Origin of the sequence: Segetibacter sp. 3557_3, assembly GCF_004354985.1 — a bacterium.
GTDB lineage: Bacteria > Bacteroidota > Bacteroidia > Chitinophagales > Chitinophagaceae > Segetibacter.
In genome coordinates, this window is sequence record NZ_SMSK01000017.1 from 125799 (window position 1) to 147121 (window position 21323).

Consider the following 21323-nt stretch of genomic DNA (forward strand, 5'->3'; position numbering starts at 1 on the left):
ACCATTGAGTCATGGCTGAAACAAAACCAACTGCAGTAGTTAAAACATCAACATCCGTTCAACCGAGGAAAGGGGGCAATCTGATTGCCTGGATAGCTCCATTCGCTTGTATTCTCGCTGGCTACATTCTGTGGCGCTTTGTTTTAGGTGCTGACTCTAACTTCACCTCTCCTGATAAAGCAGGTGGATTTTGGCCAGGTCACCAGGGACCTAAGTCTGCTCTTGCAGGGGTTTACGAGGGTGGTATCATTGTACCTTTATTAATTGGTTGTTTGTTAACCGTACTTACTTTCGTTGTTGAGCGTCTGTTAACCGTTAGCCGCGCATCCGGCAGAGGAAGCATCGCGGAATTCATCCGTAAGGTTCAGTTCAACCTTGCTAACAGGGATGTTGACAAGGCAATTGCAGAATGCGACAGGCAAAAAGGTGCAGTAGGCAATGTAATGAAAGCTGGTTTGCGCAAGTACAAAGAAATGATGACTGACCAGGAGCTTGCAACGGATCAGAAAGTACTCAACATTCAAAAAGAAGTTGAAGAAGCTACAGCACTTGAATTACCAATGCTTGAAAAAAACCTGGTATTTCTATCAACCATCGCTTCGGTAGCTACCCTTTTGGGACTGCTTGGAACGGTTATGGGAATGATTCGTTCATTTGCCGCACTTGGTGATAGCGGTGGTGGTGAAGCTGCTTCTAAATTATCACAAGGTATCTCCGAGGCCCTGTACAATACGGCTCTTGGTATCGGTACCTCAGCCCTCGCCATCATCTTCTACAACATCTTCACTACTAAGATCGATGCTATTACTTACGGTATTGATGAGTCCGGTTTTACTTTAACACAAAGTTTCGCTGCGAACTACAAATAATCGCCATCGGGTTTATGGAAAAGGTGCTTTCTTGTTTCTAATTATCAAACCTTAAAATACGAAAATGGCAAGACCGAAAATGCGCCGGAATAGTACGAACATTGACATGACGGCGATGTGTGACGTGGCGTTCTTATTGTTGTCTTTTTTCATCCTGACTACCAAGTTCAAGGCTCCGGAAGCAATACCTGTTATTACACCAAGTTCGGTATCAGCAAAGGTTGCTCCTGAAACGGATGTAACACTGATAACGATAAGTAAGGATGGTAAAGCTTTCATTTCACTGGACAATCCGGAAGTAAAGCAGAAGATGGCGGAGGATATGAACAAGGAGAAAAATCTTGGACTTACCGCTGCTGACATTGAAGCCTTCAAAACGGTTAGTTTCTTTGGATCATCCTTTAGCCAGTTACCTTCTTATTTGAAAGTACCTGCTGACCAGCTGAAAGCTACCGATGTACCAGGTATCCCGATCGACACGGCTGCGGCCAAAAACGAACTTATTGACTGGATGAAGTATGTTGTAGCTGCACACTCCGCGACGGGTGCGAAATTTAACCTGATCCTTAAAGGAGATAACCTGGCTAAGTATCCACAGTTCAGAAGTGTTGTTGTCGCATTTAAAAAGAACGCTCAGTTTAAGTTCCAGATGGTGACAAACCCTGAAGGGGTTCCCGAAGGAACTGATCTTTGGAAAAGATACCAGACCTCTGGTGGTGCTCCAACCCCTGAAGCAGGAGGTTAGTTAGCCGAATGAACCGATAATATTTCACCTTAAATTTACGCAACATGGCAGAAATGGATACCTCGGGCGGTGGTCACCATAAGAAGGGGCCCGGGGTTAAAAAAGCAAAGAAATTATCTACCAGGGTAGACCTTACCCCCATGGTGGATCTGGGTTTCCTGCTTATTACGTTTTTTATCTTTACCACAACGATGAGTCAGCCGACGGCAATGAACCTGCCTTTGCCTGATGATACTGCTACACCCGATGAACAAAACAAGGCAAAGGAGAGTGGAGCATTAACGTTGCTGATCGGTAAAAACAGTACGGTTTATTATTACGAAGGTCAACTTGCTGTAGATGCTGGTCAGAACAATTTCAAGACCAGCACAATGAAGCAGATCCGGGATGTCATCATTGAAAAGAAAAGAAGAACTCCCGAGAAAGACCTGGTTATCGTGATCAAGCCTAATGACGAGTCAACCTACAAGGACCTTGTAGATATCCTCGATGAAATGCTCATTAATGATATTAAAAGATATGCACTCGTGGATATCGTAGACGTCGAAAATGAGTTGATCCGCTTAACCGAAGGAAGTCCTTCGGCAGCCAGGTAATCGCTTTATGGAATTCAAGCCAGTTAGCATCTAATCAAAAAATAAGCGAATGGAGACAAACAAAATATTAAACGCCGACATACTCGACATTATCTTCGAAGGAAGAAATAAAGAGTATGGAGCCTATGACCTCAGGAAAACGTACAATCGCAGGTTGGGTATCGCTCTCGCAGTGATGATGACCGTATGTATATTGGCGTTTGTAGGCTCAATCCTGGGAAATCGTAAATCGGAGGAAAAAGCTGAGATCATCGTTCAGGATGTGAAGCTTGAAGACGTGAAAGAGGAAAAGAAGGTAGAACCACCACCTCCTCCTCCTCCCCCTAAGCCACCACCACCAAAAGTTGAAATCACCAAGTTTACGCCTCCCAAGATCGTTGAAGACGTGGAGGTAAAACCTGAAGATGAAATCAAGGAAGTTGAAAAACTTGAAGACACTAAAATTGGTACCATTAACCAGGAAGGTGCTAAAGATGAAGGTCTTGTTGCTCCTCCAATTGAGTCTAAAGGTACTGGTGTTGTAGAAGCGCCTAAGAAGCAGGAAGAAGACTACGACAAGGTGTTTACCAAAGTGGAAAAAGAAGCCAAATTCCCGGGAGGACCTGGAGCATGGCAGAAATACCTCGAAAGAAACCTAAACGCACAGGTTGCATCTGATGATGGTGCCCCAGTAGGAAATTATACCGTAAGGGTACAGTTCATTGTTGATAAAACGGGAGCCATCAGTAATGTTCAGGCAGTTGAAGTTCCAAAAGCCTGTCCAAGTTGTGGTCCTGAAGCGGTTAAAGTTATCAAAAGAGGTCCAGCCTGGGAGCCAGCCGTTCAAAACGGTAGAAACGTTATTTACCAGGCGATTCAGCACATTACTTTCCAGGTTGCTGAAGAATAATTAAGTATACACTTTTAGTATGTAGGCCCTCCGTTGGAGGGCCTTTTTTGTTTCTGCTTAACTTGCACCAAACACTGCGCGATGATCGGAAAGCTAATGGGATGGGATGATACAATTGTGGCACTGGCGACACCCCAGGGTATAGGCGCCATTGGTGTTATACGACTAAGTGGCAACAAGGCGATCGGTACGATCAATGAAATGTTTAAATCAAGGGACCTTACCCAGCAGCCTGGACATACCCTGCATGTTGGCTTGCTGCACGATGGAACGGATGTACTTGACCAGGTAGTCGTATCGCTTTATAGGGCGCCGGCCTCTTATACCGGCGAGGATGTTGTAGAAGTATCCACGCATGGTTCCCCGTTTATCCAGGAAAAAATTATTAATGCAATAACAACACGGGGTGTAAGGCTCGCAAAAGCCGGAGAGTTTACGCAACGTGCTTTCCTGAACGGTAAACTCGATTTAACCCAGGCTGAGGCCGTGGCTGACCTGATTGCCAGCAACACGGATGCAAGCCAACGTACGGCCCTTAATAACGTTCGTGGTGGCTTTTCAGTGGTGCTCAGGGATCTCCGCGATAAGTTGCTTTCTTTTTCCGCACTTATTGAATTAGAGCTCGACTTTAGCCAGGAAGATGTAGAATTCGCAGATCGCAGCCAGCTTTATGATTTAATCACATATGCGCAGGGATTAACTACCCAACTGATATCTTCTTTCCACTTGGGTAACGTAATCAAAAACGGGGTGCAGGTGGCGATTATTGGTCATCCAAATGCCGGCAAATCAACCCTGCTAAACACATTATTGAATGAGAACCGGGCCATTGTCAGCCACATACCAGGCACTACCCGCGACACCATCGAAGAGGTCTTAAACATCGATGGCATTCTGTTTAGACTCATCGATACTGCTGGCATACGCGCTCATACCGAGGATCAGATCGAAAGTGTCGGCATTGAACGCAGCCTCGAGAAAATGAAGAAGGCCGACCTGGTCATCTACCTCTTTGATGTGAATGAAATTGAAGCGGCTGACTTATTGCGTTTTCTCGCGGAGAGCGAAGCAAATGGTAAACGGGTGCTGCTTGCAGGCAACAAGGTCGACCTTGTTGAACATGATGAAATTGCATTAAAGTTTTCGGGCATTAACGTGCTGTTCTTGTCGGCACAAAAACATATCGGCATCGATGTGCTCAAGCAGCGCCTTGTTGACCTGGTAATCGGGGGTGAGGTGAACACCGAAAACACAATTGTATCTAACGCACGCCATTTTGAAGCACTTAGGCTGATGAACACGTCGCTGGCTGAGATAGAAAAAGGACTGCAGGACCAAGTCAGTGGCGACCTGTTGTCCCTGGATATCCGCCGTTGTCTTTACTACCTTGGTGAAATTACGGGCGAGGTTACCAATGAGGACCAGCTTGATTATATCTTCTCGAAGTTTTGTATCGGCAAATAGCAAACAGAAGCACTCTTAATCAACCAAAGCTGTTGTCGCCTTGGTACGCTTAACTGTTGTGGTCAACCTACAGGAAGAACATCTTCCAAATGTTTGTGACCGGTTATTGCGGGTTCTTATGCCTGGCCAGTCATACAGCAATCTTCCGCCCAAATCCGGTTTTTGCCATTCAAACAGGATTAGCCCGTCCCCTGTAATAAGATCGGCACTTCTCAACTGTGCGGCTTTTTTTGCAAGCCTTAATTGGCAGTATGGCTTACAAGAATAAAGTAATTGAGAATCCTAAAACCGGTCAGAAGATCCGGTTTATTCAAACAGGGGCTGATACAGGTGGAGAACTACTCGAAATGGAATCGATCTTGCGGCCATTTTCTACTGAGCCAAAGCCGCACTACCATCCCGCACAACGGGAGGACTTCCTGGTAATATCCGGCGAATTACACGTGAAATTAAACGGGGAGCTAAAAGTCCTGCATGCGGGCGATACGATACACATTGCCGAAAACGTGGTGCATTCAATGTGGAACAATTCAAATAGTCAGACTATCGTAAACTGGAAAGTTCAACCCGCACTACAAACCGAATACCTGCTCGAAACAACTATTGGGCTTGCAAGGGATGGAAAGACCAACCATGAAGGCATGCCTAATATTCTGCAAACGGCGTTACTGCTGAAGAAGTATTCCAATGAGTTTAGGTTGGCAAAACCAGCTTTTAGCGTTCAAATAATACTCTTTTCCATTCTTAAGCCCGTTGCCCTGATCATGGGCCTTAAATCAGTTTACGCAAAGTATTTAGATTGACCTGGAACAGAGCGTTTTCATGAGCTGGAATAAAGGGCCGGGATCTTCAATCTGGTAGTAAACAGGGCTGTCCTCCTGCCCATTGTTAAACTAATGAAGTGAGTAACCTCTTACCTTGCTACCAGTCCACAGCAAACAAGCTTAAGCTTATCAACGCAAACTGTGATAAAGATCTTGAGCATTCAGGCTCATGTTTGGTGCAATCTTAAACAGCTTGCCCGTCATCACTTAGTGTATTGTGCCATCTGCCGCAGGGAAAGCAGGTTTTTCATAAAGATATAAACACAAGAGGTGAGCAGGATGCTCACCCTTGTGTTGAAAAATTAAGAACCTTACTGCTTTGTTGCAGTGATGTTGAGGTGGATATCGACTGTGGGTAATATATGATGTTCACCCAATGCAGGATCAGCAGCATAGCTCATTCCGTAGTCGACACGATTAATCGTGAACATAGCTTCAGCTTGCAAGGTGTTTGCAGCAACGATTATCCGGCCCGGAAACGAAATTGATTTGGTCACCCCGAGTAAAGTAAACCTGCCGGTGATAAGATAGTTTGCTCCACTAACTGCATCTTGTCCGGTAGCGCTGTATGGCTCAACCGCGGTAATCTTAAAACTGGCAGTTGGATGTAAGAGAATATTGAAAAAGTCCTGGCTCTTCAAATGACTTTCTAATTGTTCTTTTGGTGGTCCATCCAGGTTAACTACGTTTATAGATGAAATGGGTATTGAAAATGAGCCACCGGTTACCTGTCCATCTTTCACCCTAAGGTCACTACCGTCTACACTAAATGTTCCCTTATTAAAGTAGCCACTTAATAGATAGCCCTTCCATTCAATAGCTGTGTTGGGTGTATTAATTGCATAATGTTCTGTTTTGTTTTCGTTTGTTTTTTTGCAACTTGTAAGTAAAACAATCAGGGTTAATGTCTGAATAAATAGCTTTTTCATTTTTTGTAATTATTGTTGGCTTTTGCTAAGCGCAGTTTATTAAAATTGATTAATTGTTTGATTTCTTATGAAGTCCGGTTAAATTTTGACCGGAATTTTGATTAGATAAAAAGGACACCGTATTTCTCGGACAATTGTTTTGTCATATGTGTAATGATCGCCGGGGGCGGAGGACCTTGAGGTGGTACAATACTCAGTTCTTCAGCAGCTGGAAAGCTGAATTCCATAAAGTATTCCAGGAATTTACCCGGTGTAATTACGGTAAGGAAACGGGCTGTAGTGGAATTAATGATAAATTCATGGGGTACCATCCTGGGTGCAAAAACCGAATCGCCGGCGCGTGCCTCCACTGTTTTTTCACCTACCCGGAAAGTCATCGCGCCCTCCAGCACGTAAAAGGTTTCATCTTCGTTGGTGTGGCAATGTGGCGGCGGTTCTACTCCTTTGGGAAGTGTCATATCTACCAATGCCATTGTTCCATTTGTTTGTTCCGGCGAAATCAATGTTTTAAAGTATCCGCCCTGGTAATTGCGGTAGTCGGATATGTTTGTTGCTGTTGTAGTTTGAAAATTATTCATTTGATTTATTGTTTTTATTACGATGTAAAATTGTAATGAAAACCATCTTCAAACTTGTAAAAATCCGACCTGTTTTGATGATAATACTAAATGGGAAAGAACCCTAATGAGCACATGAAAAAAAGCCCCGGGTTATTTATTCCGGAGCTTTTAAAATTAATTACAACAATCTTAATTTAATTTTTTGTACTTGTTAAAGGCGCTTGTTTTACAAAACATTTACCATGGGTAACAAATAATTCGTTTGATTTTCGTGTCACCAGCTTCGATGGACTTACACCGGTAATGGTTTTGAAGTCTTTGGAGAAATGCGCCTGGTCGTAGTAACCCGACTCATATGCTAGTTCGGTAAGCGACATCTTTGGGTCCTTTTCAATACAGTGAAAAGCGTAGTTCAAACGAATGATCTTACTGATCTCTTTTGGTGAAAGTCCTACATTGTTTTTGAACAGGCGTTCCAGGTGCCTGTTGCTAATGCCTAGTTTCTCTTCGAGTTTACCAAGATTAACTCTGCCATTGTTCAGTTGAAGTTGTTTTAAGGTGTATTCGATATAAGGCGCTTGCCCATTGTCGGGTTTTAGCCGGTGTTCAAAAAAAGCGTTTAGCAAGCTGATTTTTTCCCCGTCTGATGACTCATAAAGTTGCTCTAGCAGGTTGTGAACATCTCTACCCCAGAATGCCCCGAGGTCGATGCTTGCCACATTTATACATTCATGCATATTCAATGGCAGTAATTGTTTTAAGCCGGAGGGCTTAAATTGTACCTTCAACAGCCGGGTATGTCCCTTAAACTTAAGCCATATTGGTTGGGTAAGCTGGCCCACCACAAAGGCCTGGGATGTAGTTAACATAGGTTCATCCGGTCCCTTCATGTTGTATTCGTGGCTATCACCAAAAAGAAACAACATAGACACCTGGCCGAAGGGTACCAATCTCCAAACGGGTGATATCGTGGTCATTTCCTGCCAGTTGATATCAACAAGCATATAATTGTCGATAAAAGGCTTTAATGCAGAACTTGGTGCGTAAAGGTCGGCTTTCATGGTAGTTATGTAAGTCTTGAACTGATGGAAAATCAGGCTTAGTTGTAAACAGGCAAAGGAAATGGCTGTGTCAATCCCCGACAATAGCATAACCATGTGGTATACGGCTGCTTTCATCTTTAAAAGCAGTTATGATTGTTGAGCCTTCCTCAGCTTCAACAAATATGGGCGCCTGTTAAACAGGAAATGTTGGTGTAGACCAACATTCTTTCAACTCATAAATGGAGAGAAGCTTAAGATTGTAGTGGTCCAAAGGGTACGAGTAGGTTCAGGTATCCTGATACCAATCATCCTTTAAACCATAGAAGCCGTTGCATTCACCAGGTCAATGCAACGGTGCCGGGTTCCCGTTTGTCAACATCAATAACACTATCCGCGCTTTAGAGCTTTTTTTGTGAACAGTAGGGGTGCTTGAAGATTATCAAGTGAGGATTCTTTTTAAGGCACTAATCGGAATACAGTAGAAGTTTGATGCACACCATTGCTGCCGTGTTTCAGCCCTTAGGAAGCCCAGTGTTATGGGGACAAGCCTAAACTTAGAAGTCGAACACCAATATAATTAGTGATATGAAAACTCTTTATCCCGCAATTTGCCTGCTGTTATCCTGCATGCTCTTTTGCCTCGCCTGTTCGCGTGACCGGGAAGACACTACCATCAGTGGTCTTGAACACCTAATCGTAAACGCATCGGCGAAGGGATGGGAACTGTATACCTGGCCCGAAGCAAACAACTGGAAGTTTTCGTTTTTGCCGGGCACCAACCGGCTAAAGAGTTTATCTGAAGTTACCTTACGGGATGGTGTTGGGAACCTTGCATTGGTCACCGGCCCCGACTCGGCAAAGATGGTTCTCAACCGGTTTCCTGCTGGAGAAAATATCGTGTTAATAGGGGAGGGATGGCTCCAGCAAACATGGGGCACACCCTATGGCGACCTTCAGCTTCCTCCGACGAAGATAATCGATGACCTGAGGCGTTTTTGCATACAGAAGAAGCTCTCGTTTACCGTTGCAAATGGAGATGGCAACAGGATAGCAATGCGCTGTTTTGCTTGTGCTGCTATCCTATTTCAAACGGCTCTCAATCAGTTTGGCCGTTTCTGATAAGTCCCAAATCCCGCAAGATTATGGCTGATTCTTTAGCATGTTAAAGGATAAACATAGCTAGCAGGGTAAAGCGTGGATAAGACCTCACCTTGATGTCTTGTAAGTCGTAACAAAACCCCTTTGGTAAGTGCTACGCTCGATAGCTTAAAGAACAAGGTTTTCCACGCCACCCTCAAAACCATTCCCCACCCCTCCACCTCCTTTAGAGCTTAAAATATTTACTCCAGATTCATCTGCGACTCCGGCGATATTACTTCCACGGGTTCCGGAACGCTCACCTACCCGCCCGTTTTTAACACCTCCACCACCATCTGCAAAAAACCTGGAAGCAACAATTACAGCTGTAACTGCACCGGCAAACATGAGTACTTTTTTCATAGACAAGATTTGAGGGACATCTAAAATAATCATCAAATCCAAATGTTTATAGTGTTGAGGCCGGAATATTTGGGCTTTCGGTTTTCACAAGCACCAGGGAAGCCGCGGCCATACAAATACACCATTGAACAAATTGTCGGATGAACACTTTTAATCCTCCGGTAGTGGTATTATCTTAAGCGATAATTATGGAGCCATCTACTACCCGTAAAGCAGAAGTTGTAACAATTACAACTGGGCAGGCACCCGCTGTTGGGTCTAAAAAGTTTCTCCGCCTGATCGATTTGCTGCAAAAGCAATACGTAAAACTCTCCCGTGGTTCAATACAGCCGTCCTTTGCCTTAACCTATAAAGGTGGATCTGCGCATGAGTTTGGAACATCAAGGCCGGTATTTACTTTAGTACTTAATAATGACCACGCGGTCTCGGCCCTTAGCACGCTTGACCAGACCACCATTATAGAGGCTTACCTCACGGGAAGCATAGATATCAATGGCGACATTATGGGCGCGCTGGCCTTGCGCGAACTGTTCAACGACAAACGTGGGGCGGGGTTTCTTTGGCGCTTTGTAAGACCACTGCTTTTCGGCCAGGTGCGGAGCGACAAAAAATGGATCTCCAGCCATTATGATACCGACGCCGATTTTTTTACCCTTTTTCTCGACACGAGGCATCGCGCCTATTCGCAGGCTGTTTTCCTGAACGACGATGAAGCCCTTGAAGACGCGCAAACCCGTAAGCTCGATTTTGCTTTAGCTGCGGTTGGTGCAAAGCCGGGCGACCATATTCTTGACATTGGCAGTGGTTGGGGAGCGGTGGTTGAGCACGCTGGCCGCAAAGGCATTCGTGTAACCTCACTGACCATATCGGAACGATCAAAAGAATATGTGCAAAAGATTATCGACGCGCAAAATCTTCCCTGTGAAGTTTTGCAGGAGCATTTTTTCGAACACAGCGCCCATCAACGCTATGATGCGATAATCAATTGTGGGGTTACGGAACATTTACCTGACTACGCCGCTTCGCTCAAACACTACTCCGCCCTATTGAAGCCCGGAGGTTGTTTATACCTCGATGCCAGTGCAGATAAAGTAAAAAACGGCCACGGTTCTTTCATGGGCAAATACGTTTTTGAAGGCAATGCTTCCCTGCTTTGCCTGCACGAATACCTCGCAGCCGTAGCAAAAAGCTCATTTCAACTAAAAGGGGTTTGGGATGATCGCCATAATTATTACCTGACAACCAAAACCTGGGCGGAAAAACTGGAAGCCAATCGTTTTATCATTGAGCGACGCTGGGGCAAACAGTTGTTCAGGATATTTCAGCTTTACTTATGGGGAAGTGCGGAAGGCTTTCACTCCCAGATGATTGGTGCTTACCGGTTAGTGCTGAAGCTGCCTGAAGCGTCATGAATGTGTGCAAACTTTTCTATTGGTTGTACACCAAGGCAAGCCCTTGTTATTGGAGTCTGATGAACTATAAGTAGGTGAAGTTTACTTTCTGCTTTCTTCGCGCACGAACTAGAACAGTTTAAGTCCATAATAGCCAATCAGCGTAAAGGCAACACAACGGGTGATAACCCCGATACAACACCAGGTAACGAGTTTTTGCAAGGGCGCCTTGAATCCGATACCCACTGCCAGACTTACGGGAGCCCCTACTGTGATTGTCCCGAGCAGACCTAAGCCAATCACTCCATACTTGTTCCATATCCGGTATACCATGCCAGTGGTTGGCTTTGGTGCTTTTGGCACCTGATTGCGGGTAAAAAACTTCCGAATTCTATCACTCAGGAAAGCGGCGACAAATACACCAGCAATACCTCCCGTTACGCTGGCCAGGAAAATCACCCAAGGTGACAAGCCAAATACAAAACCTGCCGGGATTGCTGCATAAATTTCGAAACTGGCCAGGCCTGCTACCGTTAATATCTTTAAAAACATTGATGCCGTTTGTTGAAAAGCCGGAAAGCTATTGCTTTTTGATGCACCACTTATGTTAAACCCCGTTTAACGAGCTTAGGCGAGGTGGACAGAGTTGATACCTAATGCAGGTGACAACACCTGCCCGGGCGATCGGTGGACGCAGGTGACATACCTGCACGGGCGATGGGTGGACGCAGGCGACAACACCTGCATGGGCGGATGCGAAGGACGCAGGTGACAACACCTGCATGGGCTAATGCGAAGAGCGCAGGTGACAACACCTGCATGGGCGAGTGACAACACCAGCGTCGGCGGGTGACAACACCTGCGCGGGCGAATTTAATTTTGGTGAAGGTCGTCAAGGATTATCGCAAGCCACAGATTGGTTAAAAGTTGCTTCGCGTATATTTGAGCTCTTCACCGACATTTACTTTTTACATGAAATACCTGCTTAGTCTACTTACCCTTATAGCACTTCAACAATTGACTTACGCGCAAGAAACGATACCGCTTTATCCAGCCGGGATGGTGCCAAACTATAAAGACGGTGGTGAGAAAGAAAACAGAGAAACTACCGACATACTCCGTATTTCACTGGTTCAGATACCGGATATTGCAGTGTACCTGCCACCTAAGAGAAACGCATCCGGCCAGGCAGTGGTTATTTGCCCAGGTGGCGGATACTCGATATTGGCCTACGAGTGGGAGGGTGTAGAAGTTGCGAAATTGTTGAATGCAAAAGGGATTGCAGCATTTGTACTGAAGTATCGGCTCCCCGATCCTAAAAGCAGTATAACCCAACACTTGTCACCTTTACTTGATGCAAAACGTGCCTTGCGCTATGTGCGGGCCAATGCGGGTAAATGGAACATTCAAAAGGATCGTATCGGCATCATGGGCTTTTCAGCCGGTGGGCACCTTGCCTCAACAATGCTGACCCAATTTAATGAGGGCGATAAAGCAGCTAAAGACTCCATAGAGCAGCAAAGTTCAAGGCCTGACTTTGGCATATTGGTTTACCCGGTTATTTCTATGAGCAAGCCTATTATGCACCAGGGCTCACGCAATCGGCTGATTGGCGCAAACCCGCCGTCGGAGCTGGCAGCAAAATACTCCAGCGAGCTACAGGTAAAGAAAGAAACACCTCCCACTTTTTTGGTTCATGCAATGGATGACGCTGGTGTGCCCGTAGAGAATAGCCTGCTATTTTTCCAGGCTATGAAAGACAAGGGGGTAACCGGCGAACTACACGTTTATCCAACAGGTGGTCATGGTTTTGGCTTAGCTGTTGGCCGTGGAAGCCTGGAAAACTGGACCACACTGTGTATCGAATGGATGAGAAGTTTAAATCAGAAAAAGTAGAAATGGCCTTTAATCGTGTGAATACCTGCGGCACAAACACTGTTACAGGCTATAGGATGACTGATCAATTTTCGAATTGTTTCATCAAAATAAATGGCCCATTAACGTCAGGATCACACTATTTGTAACTCTTTGTATCGAGAGGCGATTGACAATTGGTTGAGCGGTGAATAGAAGTATGCAGTACAAGTGAGTGACACAACAATGATGAGCAGAATTACTACTGCCGGTTCCCAAAAAATATTTTATCCTTTCGCTTTCGCTACCTTCTCGAAATCGTTCATGACCGACCATTCCTGGGTTGTTCCTGGCTTCTCCTGCCCATGTTTCGCACGCGCAATATCGATGGGATTGCCAAAAATATAGAACCATTTCTGCTTGAAGCCTTTCGCGCTTTTCCAATCATGCCACATGTCAACATACTCGTGGAAATTTATGGTAAGTGGGTTTGCTTTATTTTTTATGTTGGTTGTGATGCCATAATGCACCTGTTCTTCCTCTCTTTGATAAGTGCCAAATAACCTGTCCCAAAAGATGAAGGTTGCACCGTAATTTTTGTTGATGTATTTCTCCTGAGATCCATGATGCACACGATGATTAGACGGTGTTGCTATGATGTACTCTATTGCGGGATGCAGCTTCCTGATGTATTCGGTATGTACCCAGAATTGAAACAGCACCGCTACCTGGTTGACGACAAAAAATACAATGGGGTGAAAACCAATAAATGCCACCGGTAAAAAGAAGATAAGTTTCAGGTGTTGCACCCAGCTTAACCGGAATGAAACAGTAAGATTGTAATGCTCGGCGCTATGATGCACAACATGGGTTGCCCACCAGAACCGTTGCATATGTGATATACGATGCGACCAATAACTACAAAGATCGAAGATTAGGTAACAGGGAATGAGCGTCCACCAATTGAGTGCCATACGCCAGGGCAGGGCATTGTAAATCCAGATCACGAAAGTAAACATGCTGACCTTTATTAAAAGGTTGATGAGCACATTACCAATACCAACGCAGATGGATCCAAAGCTTTCTTTTTTATCGTAGATCTGCCGGTGCTCCCGGTATGCAACAAACCATTCAAGCAATACAAAGAAGAACATGACCGGGGCCGCCCAAACGATTATATTGGGGGCATTCGCTTCAATGGTATGCAGCGAATCAAAGGAGATGGGGTCAGCGCCAAATAATTTTTGTAATAACAAGTGGTGTTTTGTGCATTGGATAAATCTGCCTGGTAATGCTGTTATGATTTATAGCAGCAAGCCGGAGGAGAAAACAATACGCCCAAAAGTTACAGAAGAAATTATGCCAAAATGCAGTTTATCAATTAATTATGAAAATGATTACGAAACGAGCCTGCGGTATTATGCTTTTTGATCATACAAACTGGACTGCTTTTCTTACGACTTGAAGGTAGAAAAGGTCGCCATTGCGCAAAGCAGCACTATATGCATTTGTTTTTTTAGTGATTACTTAATATACCGGTTGAGCCACTTTGTGCAACGTGGTACCCAGAAACAGCTGATTACATTGTACAATCTTATTGAATTTTACGCAGTGTATGTCGCCAGATAAGTGTTCAGTTTTGTTTAGATGCCATTAAGCTGCAGCATTGGAGTAGTCACCTGATGTGGACATTTTAAAATCACTAGCGTTGGTTTTTTGAATTACGATTGCTGATGGAGACCAGGCTTAGGACCGGTAGTACCAATCCTGCAACAGCCTGTTGAATTATTCTTTACATTTAATTTCTACCAATTAAATGCGGAATGAAAATACGGGGCCTGTTTTTGTTGTTAATTTCCATTGGTTCAAACAGGCTTTTTGCCCAGCCTTCGGCAGTAAAGCCTGAAGGTGATACCAGCACATCCAGGATAACCACCAAGGCGCAGTTTCCCGGGGGAACATCCGGATGGGTGAAGTACCTGCAACAGCACCTGAATGCAGGTGTTGCCAATGCTGAAAAAGCACCACCAGGAAATTACCTGGTGCGGGTGCAGTTTATGGTAGACAAAGAAGGAAATGTAACCAATGTAAACCCGGTACTAACGCCTGCACTTTGCAAAAGCTGTGGCCCGGAGGCAGCAAGGGTAATTCAAAACGGACCTAAATGGATACCTGCAACTGCTGATGGAAAAGCGGTTGAATACAAAGCGATCCAACAGATAACCTTCCAGGTTGCGAGAGATACTTTCATTTACAAGGCACCTGCACCAGGTCCGCCGGTAATGCCGTTTCGCAACCTTGGTTTGCAAGAAGCCATCCAGGAGGCGGGTGAGGCCGGCAAAATGGTGTTTGCACAATTTGAAGTAGCTACATGCGAAAGGTGTAATGAAACTGCTGATGTTGCTTTTGCATCAAAGTCGCTGGCCGATGCTGTTGCGCAGAAATGTATACCTATTAAGATCGGGCTTAATAGCGTAGACCGCGCAGACTTCATAAAAAGGTACAACCCCTTAAGTCAGCTGGGTACTTTCTTTATCTCACCTGATAGCGAATTGCTGAGCCACTATGCAAGAACGAGTTCAAGACCGGGTGATTACATGAACGAACTTGAAAAAGCCTACCTGAAGCAAACCGAAGGGCGGGTAACGTTAAAGGAGCTCGATGAAGAATGGAATGCCAATCCGCAAAACTTTGTGGCAATGGAATTAAACCTTGTAAGACGCCAAAGCTTTGGTTGGAACACCGACAGTTTACTGGATGTATATGTAAGACGGTTATCACCCGACTCGCTTCAATCCGATAGAACGATCAGCTTTCTTAGTGGTATGGCACCTTCAATATTTTCCGCCACGAATGCCATCATGCGCCGCAACAGGCAGGTATTTAGCAGGGTATGGAACAGCCTGCCACAAACAAAAAGGGTAGAGATCAACAGGCGGGTTATCAGTAAGTCCTTAAGCCAGGCAATTACCGCCAAAAGTGTATCCATGGCTGAAGCTGTTGCACGGTTTAGCAAAGGAACTTATGGCACTGCGGCCGGTGATAGAGCACAGCAGGGTTATGATAAGCAGCTGTTGAATTACTACCTCGGAGTAAAGGATACGTTGAATTATGTTGCGCATGCAATGAATTATTACGACAGATACCTCATGGTAACAGATCTTGCGTCGGTACTTAAAACAGATTCAGTCAACCGCATGAAGTCCCTTGACGCTGCAACAACAGAAAGGGTGGAAGATCCCCGTAACAAGGGAAAGTTTGTGAATATGCGGCGTATATCATTTGTTCCGCAGGGAAGTATTATCGCTGCTGAATTGATTCACGGTGCACAATCCATGTACCTTTTTACAACCAGGCAGGAGCATTTAAAAAAAGCAGTTGAATGGGCAAAAAAGGCCAGGTCGTTGTATGAGTTTGCCGATATGGAAGGTGTGCTGCCGCGGCTCTTATACACCACGGGTGATACATTACAGGCAATCGTTTTGCAAAAAGAGCTGGTGAAGAAGTCGCAGCAGGTACGCGGGAAAAGTACGGTTGAACAAGCTACGCTTGAATTAATGGAAGCAGGGAAACCCCTCCCTAATAGGGTGGCACTTTAATTTGAGTCGCCACTTGACAGGTATGAATGGCTTAACTAAAAATCTTTGTTGAAACTAAGATGCCTAAGCAGTTGCAAATGCATTATACCGCCGAGCCGTTTGGAACCGGGTTTATTTATTTCGCCAAATGCAGTCAATCCTGTCCTTACTTAATTATTCTGCTGAGTGTTTTTCTAAATAGTTGTTCGTCCCGTTTCATCCCTGTACGTCCCCAGCCTGGTGATCCCTCAGCGAAAAACATATACCTGGCGGATCCTACTATATTCCGGCATAAGGGTACCTATTACTTATATGGAACGGGTGGTGATCGATATAACCAGGGCTTTGCAGTGTATTCTTCAAAAGATCTAAAAACCTGGGTGGGTCCTTCGGGTAAACTTGACGGCTACGCTTTACGGAAAGGGCAAGTATTTGGTAGCGCACAGTTTTGGGCACCCCAGGTATTTGGCCACGCAGGAAAGTTTTATATGGCATATGCTGCTAATGAGCACATTGGTATGGCTGTAAGTACAACTCCCCTGGGACCATTCGAGGGCACTTCAGCTAAGCCCATTTCGGGTGAAACAAAACAGATCGACCCATACGTGTTTAACGATGGTGATGGAAGAAACTACCTGTACTACGTAGTTGTAGCCAATGGAGGTAACAGGATTTATGTAGCAGAAATGCAAGCGGATATGCTGTCCGTAAAAAGCGAGACCGCAAGGCTTTGCATTGAAGCCGGTGAGCAATGGGAAAATGTTCGTAAAGACCAATGGTCGGTAACTGAAGGGCCGACAGTATTAAAGCATGGAGGGCTGTATTACCTGGTTTATAGTGCCAACGACTTTCGCAGTGTTGATTATGCGGTGGGTTACGCAACAAGCCCGTCGCCTCTTGGGCCATGGACAAAATCTAAAAACAACCCTATCATTCACCGCTCGGTCACGGGTGAAAATGGAAGCGGGCATGGCGATGTGGTAAAGGCAAAGAATGGACAGCTTTGGTATGTTTTTCATACACACCAATCGTCAGGCAAGGTGGCACCCCGGAAAACAGCGATTATGAAAATCGGGTTTGTAAAAGACAAGTCAACCGGTATCGATAGACTTGTTGCTGAACCCGGATCATTCCGGTTTTTGTATGAGGCGAACTGAGATAGTAGAAGTATTATTGGCTAAGCTTTATTAACGTAGGTGACGCGCAATCAGGCTTTGCATTTCTAGTCGCCGGAGTCGGTACAAGTTCGGAATTGTATTCAGCGCAATTTTAATTTTTGTTTGTATTGCTCTGTTGGGGCTGCTATTGCAAACATAATCCGCCAGATTTCTTTTAGGTGAAGCATTTACCTTTCTGTATTTTGTTAGGCCATTATGCTTTTAACCGGGTTGGAAATCCTTACCGCATATTGATATTGGACAACAATTTACATTTTAAACAACCATATGAAACACCTGTTCGCGGCTTCAATTATCTGTCTCTTATTCAGTATTGGATCATATGCACAGGAGAGGGGACCACGCGCGCCCAGAACCAATGTACTAATCGACTCAATTGTATTAAGCGACCCGTTTATACTCGCCGATAAGAAAACAAGCATGTATTATATGACTGGCACCGGCGGTATGCTATGGAAGAGTAAAGACCTCAAGTACTGGGATGGACCATATGCAGTTGCGAAAACGGATCCTAAATCGTGGATGGGACCCGCACCAATGATATGGGCCGCTGAAATTCATGCTTACAAAAACAAATACTACTACTTCGCCACTTTTACCAATCGGGCAGTAAAGATCGACAGTGTCAGGGGGAATGCAATAGAACGCAGGGCATGCCATGTATTGGTGAGTGACTCACCCGACGGCCCGTATGTACCCATGAAAGATTCCATTTACCTGCCTGCAAACATGCCCACACTTGATGGTACGCTATGGGTTGACAAAGACGGTAAACCTTACATGGTTTATTGTTATGAGTGGCTGCAAAACTGGAATGGCACAATCGAAAAGATTGAGCTCAAACCTGACTTAAGCGGTTCAATTGGTTCGGGCAAGGTATTGTTCCGGGCAAGTGAGTCGCCATGGAGCCGTGAAAAAGATGAGCAAGGCAAGGACAGGCCCAATAAAGTTACCGATGGTCCCTACCTGTTTAATACCGGCACTGGCCGGTTGGGCATGATCTGGACAAGTTGGATACACGATGTTTACACACAAGGTGTCGCGTATTCAAAAAGCGGCACACTCGATGGTCCCTGGGTACATGAAAAAGATCCGATAACCCCGTCGAACTTTGGTCATGGCATGTTGTTTAAAACGCTCGATGGAAAGCTGCTGATGTCGGTTCATAGCCATAAAAGCATCAATGGGCGGTATCTTCGTATTCCGCATCTCTTTGAAGTGAGTTTATCGGGGGATAAGCTGGTGCTGGGTCAGCGTTACATTCCAGGTACATAAATTTAACTATCTGGCCAAAGCAATACCGATAAAATAGGCTGTCATGCCGACTAGCTCCGGGGTTATTTCCTTCTGCTGGTAGAAATACTTACCTTAAGGTGTTGCTTGCCTGTTGCAGGCAGGAATGATATCCGGGAACGATCTAACTGAACACATTTATTCAAATCATTTACAATGAAGAAATCCGCTATTTACCTGGTTGCCTGTGCCACCGGGCTGTTCCTTATGGGAGCCATCAAACGCCCTTCGGCAAACGGCCTCGAAAAAGGTACCCCACAGGTTCAATCCATTAGTGCTTTAGCTTTTGGTCCCGATGGTGTGCTCTTTATCGGCGACTCTAAAAGTGCAACGGTGTTCGCGGTTAACACTAACGACACAAAAAAGAACAAGCAGGCTACCCCTGTCGAAATGCAGAACATCGATCAAAAGATTGCTGCCGCACTCGGAACCCAGGCAGGTAATATTACCATTACTGATATGGCCGTAAACCCGGTTAGCAAGAAACTATACCTTTCTGTACAGCACAGCGATGGTACACCGGTGTTGCTGACCATCGACGGAGATAAGATTGCTGCGTTTCCATTTAAAGATGTTGCATTTTCTGCCGTAGCCTTAAATAACTCACCGGCTGAAGACGCAAAGGATCAGCGTGGCAGATCGTTGCGGGTTTCCACCATATCCGACCTTGGTTATGCTGATGGAAAATTGCTGGTGAGTGGTTTGTCGAACCACCAGTTTAGTTCCTCATTCAAAAGCATTCCCTTTCCTTTTACAGATAAGCAGGATGAGTCAACACTTGAGATCTATCATGCGGCTCACGGACGTTATGAAACAGCAGCGCCCATCCGCACATTTACAACCGCAGAAATCAATGGCAAAAAATACCTTGTGGCAAGTTATACCTGCACCCCATTGGTACTCTTCCCTATGGATGAACTAAAGCCGGGCATGCATGTAAAAGGGAGGACCGTTGCAGAAATGGGGAGCGGCAATACCCCGATTGACATGATCAGTTTAAATAAAAATACCGGCTCCTATTTGGTTATGGCAAATACAGCAAGGCCTGTTGCCAAAGTGGATTATAAGAGCATTGCCGCTTTTGAGGGTACCCTTACCGAGCCGGTAAAGGGTACAGCGGGTGTTGCCTATACCACCATGCCCGATATGAGCAAGGTGCTGCAAATGGATAAGCTCGACGAAAACCAACTTGTGGTAATACAGAAAAAAGAAAGCGGGGCTGTGGACCTTCTAACGGCAAATGATATTAAGTAACATTCAACATAAACTTCTCCTAATCAGGTTGCATTGCATAGGCAGCCTGATTTTTTTTGCGTGTACGTTACTGCAAGGCTGCAGGCAGGCAACAACTTCATCAATTGAAATCGTTTACCACAGCAATACTGCCACTGCTATTGCAGTTCCAAAACGTATCTTAAATGGTGCGACCGATAAGGAGATCAGTAACAAGCTGAAGGTATATGTTGATACCACCCGATCGATTTCAATGCTGGGCGACTACCTCGTGGAAAGTGAAAGGGTTGTATTTACACCACTGGTACCGCTTTCGGGCAATATGGATTACGCTGTTTACTTTAATGATGAGTTGCTCGGTAAAGTACAAGTTTCATCCCCTGTTACCAACCCCCGAACAAGTCTCTTGACTGTGTATCCGGCTATCGATACCGTGCCCGAAAACCTGCTTAAAGTCTACCTGCAATTCTCGGCACCCATGCGCGAAGGTCAGTCGCTTAAGCACATCGCATTGATCAATCGCAACAACGATACCCTGCCGGATATTTTTCTCGATTTACAACCAGAGCTGTGGAACAAAGAAAGAACGGTGCTAACCGTATGGCTGGATCCTGGCAGGATAAAGCGCGACCTTATTCCAAACCGGCAATCCGGCAACCCGTTAAAGCAGGGCGAAAGCTTTACGTTGGTTGTATCATCCGGTTGGAAAGATCGCAACAACCTGCCGCTGCAGCAGGAATACAAGAAGGCTTTTGTTGTAGGTGCCAGGGATAGCCTTTCGCCTGCTCTTGAACAGTGGAACCTGCAGGTACCGTCACAGGGCACAAGGGAGCCTCTAAATGCAACTTTTAACGACGTGCTGGATTATTTTCTTGCGCAGGAGAGCGTTCGTGTTGTAGCTAATACTGGTATAGAGGTGGCGGGCAAAACGGTGGTAATCGATAATCAGACTAAACTCCGGTTTACACCAGACGAGCCATGGCTGCCCGGGGTATATAACCTGCAGGTTGATCCTGTTCTCGAAGATCTTTCGGGCAATAACCTCAACCGGCCCTTTGATCGTGATTTGCAGGTGAAAAATCCGAACGCCGACCGGACCAGTTTTGAAAAACGGTTTGAGGTTAAGTGATCGTAAGTTATAACATCACCTAAACTATAGCTTTTCGCCCGCTACAAGAGCATATTCACGAGGAATCTTTCATGGCACAAGCTTAAGGTTTTTCCATTGTACATCTTTCCCCGCCCTAGCTCCGCCCTAACGTGTATACCATTTTTCCAAATTTTTTTTGGGGTACCAGCATCGGTTTTCTATGGCAGCATCGTTGCCACGCTCGCTTGTACTGCAACACATCTGTCAGCTGAACAGCCTGCCCTGAA

General features: G+C 45.3%; 20 protein-coding genes. 14 read left to right on the forward strand and 6 right to left on the reverse strand.

The features are described 5' to 3' along the window. Positions 1-11: 11 nt before the first annotated feature. From EXU57_RS20470 to EXU57_RS20495, 6 genes are all read left to right on the forward strand, one after another. Positions 12-869: a MotA/TolQ/ExbB proton channel family protein gene (locus tag EXU57_RS20470; RefSeq protein WP_133270119.1), complete on the forward strand. Its 858-nt coding sequence runs from the start codon at positions 12-14 to the stop codon at positions 867-869. Positions 870-933: 64 nt separating this feature from the next. Further along, positions 934-1614, forward strand: a complete 681-nt coding sequence (locus tag EXU57_RS20475) for an ExbD/TolR family protein (RefSeq protein WP_133270120.1) — start codon at positions 934-936, stop codon at positions 1612-1614. A 44-nt stretch (positions 1615-1658) separates the two neighbouring features. Further along, on the forward strand, positions 1659-2210 hold the full coding sequence (locus EXU57_RS20480; protein WP_133270121.1) for an ExbD/TolR family protein: 552 nt from the start codon (positions 1659-1661) through the stop codon (positions 2208-2210). 49 nt (positions 2211-2259) lie between these two features. Next, positions 2260-3099, forward strand: coding sequence for an energy transducer TonB (locus EXU57_RS20485; RefSeq protein ID WP_133270122.1), 840 nt, complete (start codon positions 2260-2262; stop codon positions 3097-3099). Between the two features lie 81 nt (positions 3100-3180). Then, positions 3181-4563, forward strand: coding sequence for a tRNA uridine-5-carboxymethylaminomethyl(34) synthesis GTPase MnmE (mnmE, locus tag EXU57_RS20490; protein WP_207955551.1), 1383 nt, complete (start codon positions 3181-3183; stop codon positions 4561-4563). 251 nt (positions 4564-4814) lie between these two features. After that, positions 4815-5366 carry a cupin domain-containing protein gene (locus tag EXU57_RS20495; protein ID WP_133270123.1) on the forward strand — a complete coding sequence of 184 codons (552 nt, stop codon included), beginning with the start codon at positions 4815-4817 and terminating at the stop codon, positions 5364-5366. Positions 5367-5698: 332 nt separating this feature from the next. Here EXU57_RS20495 and EXU57_RS20500 read toward each other — a convergent pair whose 3' ends face one another. From EXU57_RS20500 to EXU57_RS20510, 3 genes are all read right to left on the reverse strand, one after another. Then, positions 5699-6316 carry a YceI family protein gene (locus EXU57_RS20500; protein WP_133270124.1) on the reverse strand — a complete coding sequence of 206 codons (618 nt, stop codon included), beginning with the start codon at positions 6314-6316 and terminating at the stop codon, positions 5699-5701. Between the two features lie 101 nt (positions 6317-6417). Next, positions 6418-6894: a cupin domain-containing protein gene (locus tag EXU57_RS20505; RefSeq protein ID WP_133270125.1), complete on the reverse strand. Its 477-nt coding sequence runs from the start codon at positions 6892-6894 to the stop codon at positions 6418-6420. 176 nt (positions 6895-7070) lie between these two features. Further along, positions 7071-8054 carry a helix-turn-helix domain-containing protein gene (locus EXU57_RS20510; RefSeq protein WP_133270126.1) on the reverse strand — a complete coding sequence of 328 codons (984 nt, stop codon included), beginning with the start codon at positions 8052-8054 and terminating at the stop codon, positions 7071-7073. Positions 8055-8504: 450 nt separating this feature from the next. Between EXU57_RS20510 and EXU57_RS20515 the strand changes: the two genes are divergently transcribed. After that, positions 8505-9038 carry a hypothetical protein gene (locus EXU57_RS20515; protein ID WP_133270127.1) on the forward strand — a complete coding sequence of 178 codons (534 nt, stop codon included), beginning with the start codon at positions 8505-8507 and terminating at the stop codon, positions 9036-9038. 147 nt (positions 9039-9185) lie between these two features. Here the strand turns inward: EXU57_RS20515 and EXU57_RS20520 are convergent, their stop codons facing one another. Then, positions 9186-9419: a hypothetical protein gene (locus EXU57_RS20520; protein WP_133270128.1), complete on the reverse strand. Its 234-nt coding sequence runs from the start codon at positions 9417-9419 to the stop codon at positions 9186-9188. Between the two features lie 188 nt (positions 9420-9607). Here EXU57_RS20520 and EXU57_RS20525 point away from each other — a divergent pair, with 188 nt between their 5' ends. Then, entirely contained in the window at positions 9608-10831 is a 1224-nt protein-coding gene (locus EXU57_RS20525) for an SAM-dependent methyltransferase (protein WP_133270129.1), read from the forward strand. Between the two features lie 108 nt (positions 10832-10939). Here the strand turns inward: EXU57_RS20525 and EXU57_RS20530 are convergent, their stop codons facing one another. Continuing rightward, positions 10940-11362 (reverse strand): small multi-drug export protein, encoded by a 423-nt coding sequence (locus EXU57_RS20530; RefSeq protein WP_133270130.1) that lies wholly within the window; start codon positions 11360-11362, stop codon positions 10940-10942. Between the two features lie 420 nt (positions 11363-11782). Here EXU57_RS20530 and EXU57_RS20535 point away from each other — a divergent pair, with 420 nt between their 5' ends. Beyond that, positions 11783-12706 carry an alpha/beta hydrolase gene (locus EXU57_RS20535; RefSeq protein ID WP_133270131.1) on the forward strand — a complete coding sequence of 308 codons (924 nt, stop codon included), beginning with the start codon at positions 11783-11785 and terminating at the stop codon, positions 12704-12706. Between the two features lie 245 nt (positions 12707-12951). Here EXU57_RS20535 and EXU57_RS20540 read toward each other — a convergent pair whose 3' ends face one another. Continuing rightward, positions 12952-13920, reverse strand: coding sequence for a sterol desaturase family protein (locus EXU57_RS20540; protein ID WP_133270132.1), 969 nt, complete (start codon positions 13918-13920; stop codon positions 12952-12954). Between the two features lie 567 nt (positions 13921-14487). Between EXU57_RS20540 and EXU57_RS20545 the strand changes: the two genes are divergently transcribed. The 5 genes from EXU57_RS20545 (at position 14488) to EXU57_RS20565 (ending at position 21075) form a co-directional block, all read left to right on the forward strand. Continuing rightward, positions 14488-16263 (forward strand): energy transducer TonB, encoded by a 1776-nt coding sequence (locus tag EXU57_RS20545; protein WP_133270133.1) that lies wholly within the window; start codon positions 14488-14490, stop codon positions 16261-16263. Positions 16264-16322: 59 nt separating this feature from the next. Then, positions 16323-17399 carry a glycoside hydrolase family 43 protein gene (locus tag EXU57_RS20550; RefSeq protein ID WP_207955552.1) on the forward strand — a complete coding sequence of 359 codons (1077 nt, stop codon included), beginning with the start codon at positions 16323-16325 and terminating at the stop codon, positions 17397-17399. A 288-nt stretch (positions 17400-17687) separates the two neighbouring features. Beyond that, entirely contained in the window at positions 17688-18695 is a 1008-nt protein-coding gene (locus tag EXU57_RS20555) for a glycoside hydrolase family 43 protein (RefSeq protein WP_133270134.1), read from the forward strand. A 174-nt stretch (positions 18696-18869) separates the two neighbouring features. Further along, the gene (locus tag EXU57_RS20560) at positions 18870-19967 is read left to right on the forward strand and encodes a hypothetical protein (protein WP_133270135.1); all 1098 of its coding nucleotides are present in this window, start codon (positions 18870-18872) and stop codon (positions 19965-19967) included. Beyond that, positions 19954-21075, forward strand: coding sequence for an Ig-like domain-containing protein (locus EXU57_RS20565; RefSeq protein ID WP_133270136.1), 1122 nt, complete (start codon positions 19954-19956; stop codon positions 21073-21075). Before EXU57_RS20560 ends, EXU57_RS20565 begins: the two co-directional genes overlap by 14 nt. Positions 21076-21323: the final 248 nt, after the last annotated feature.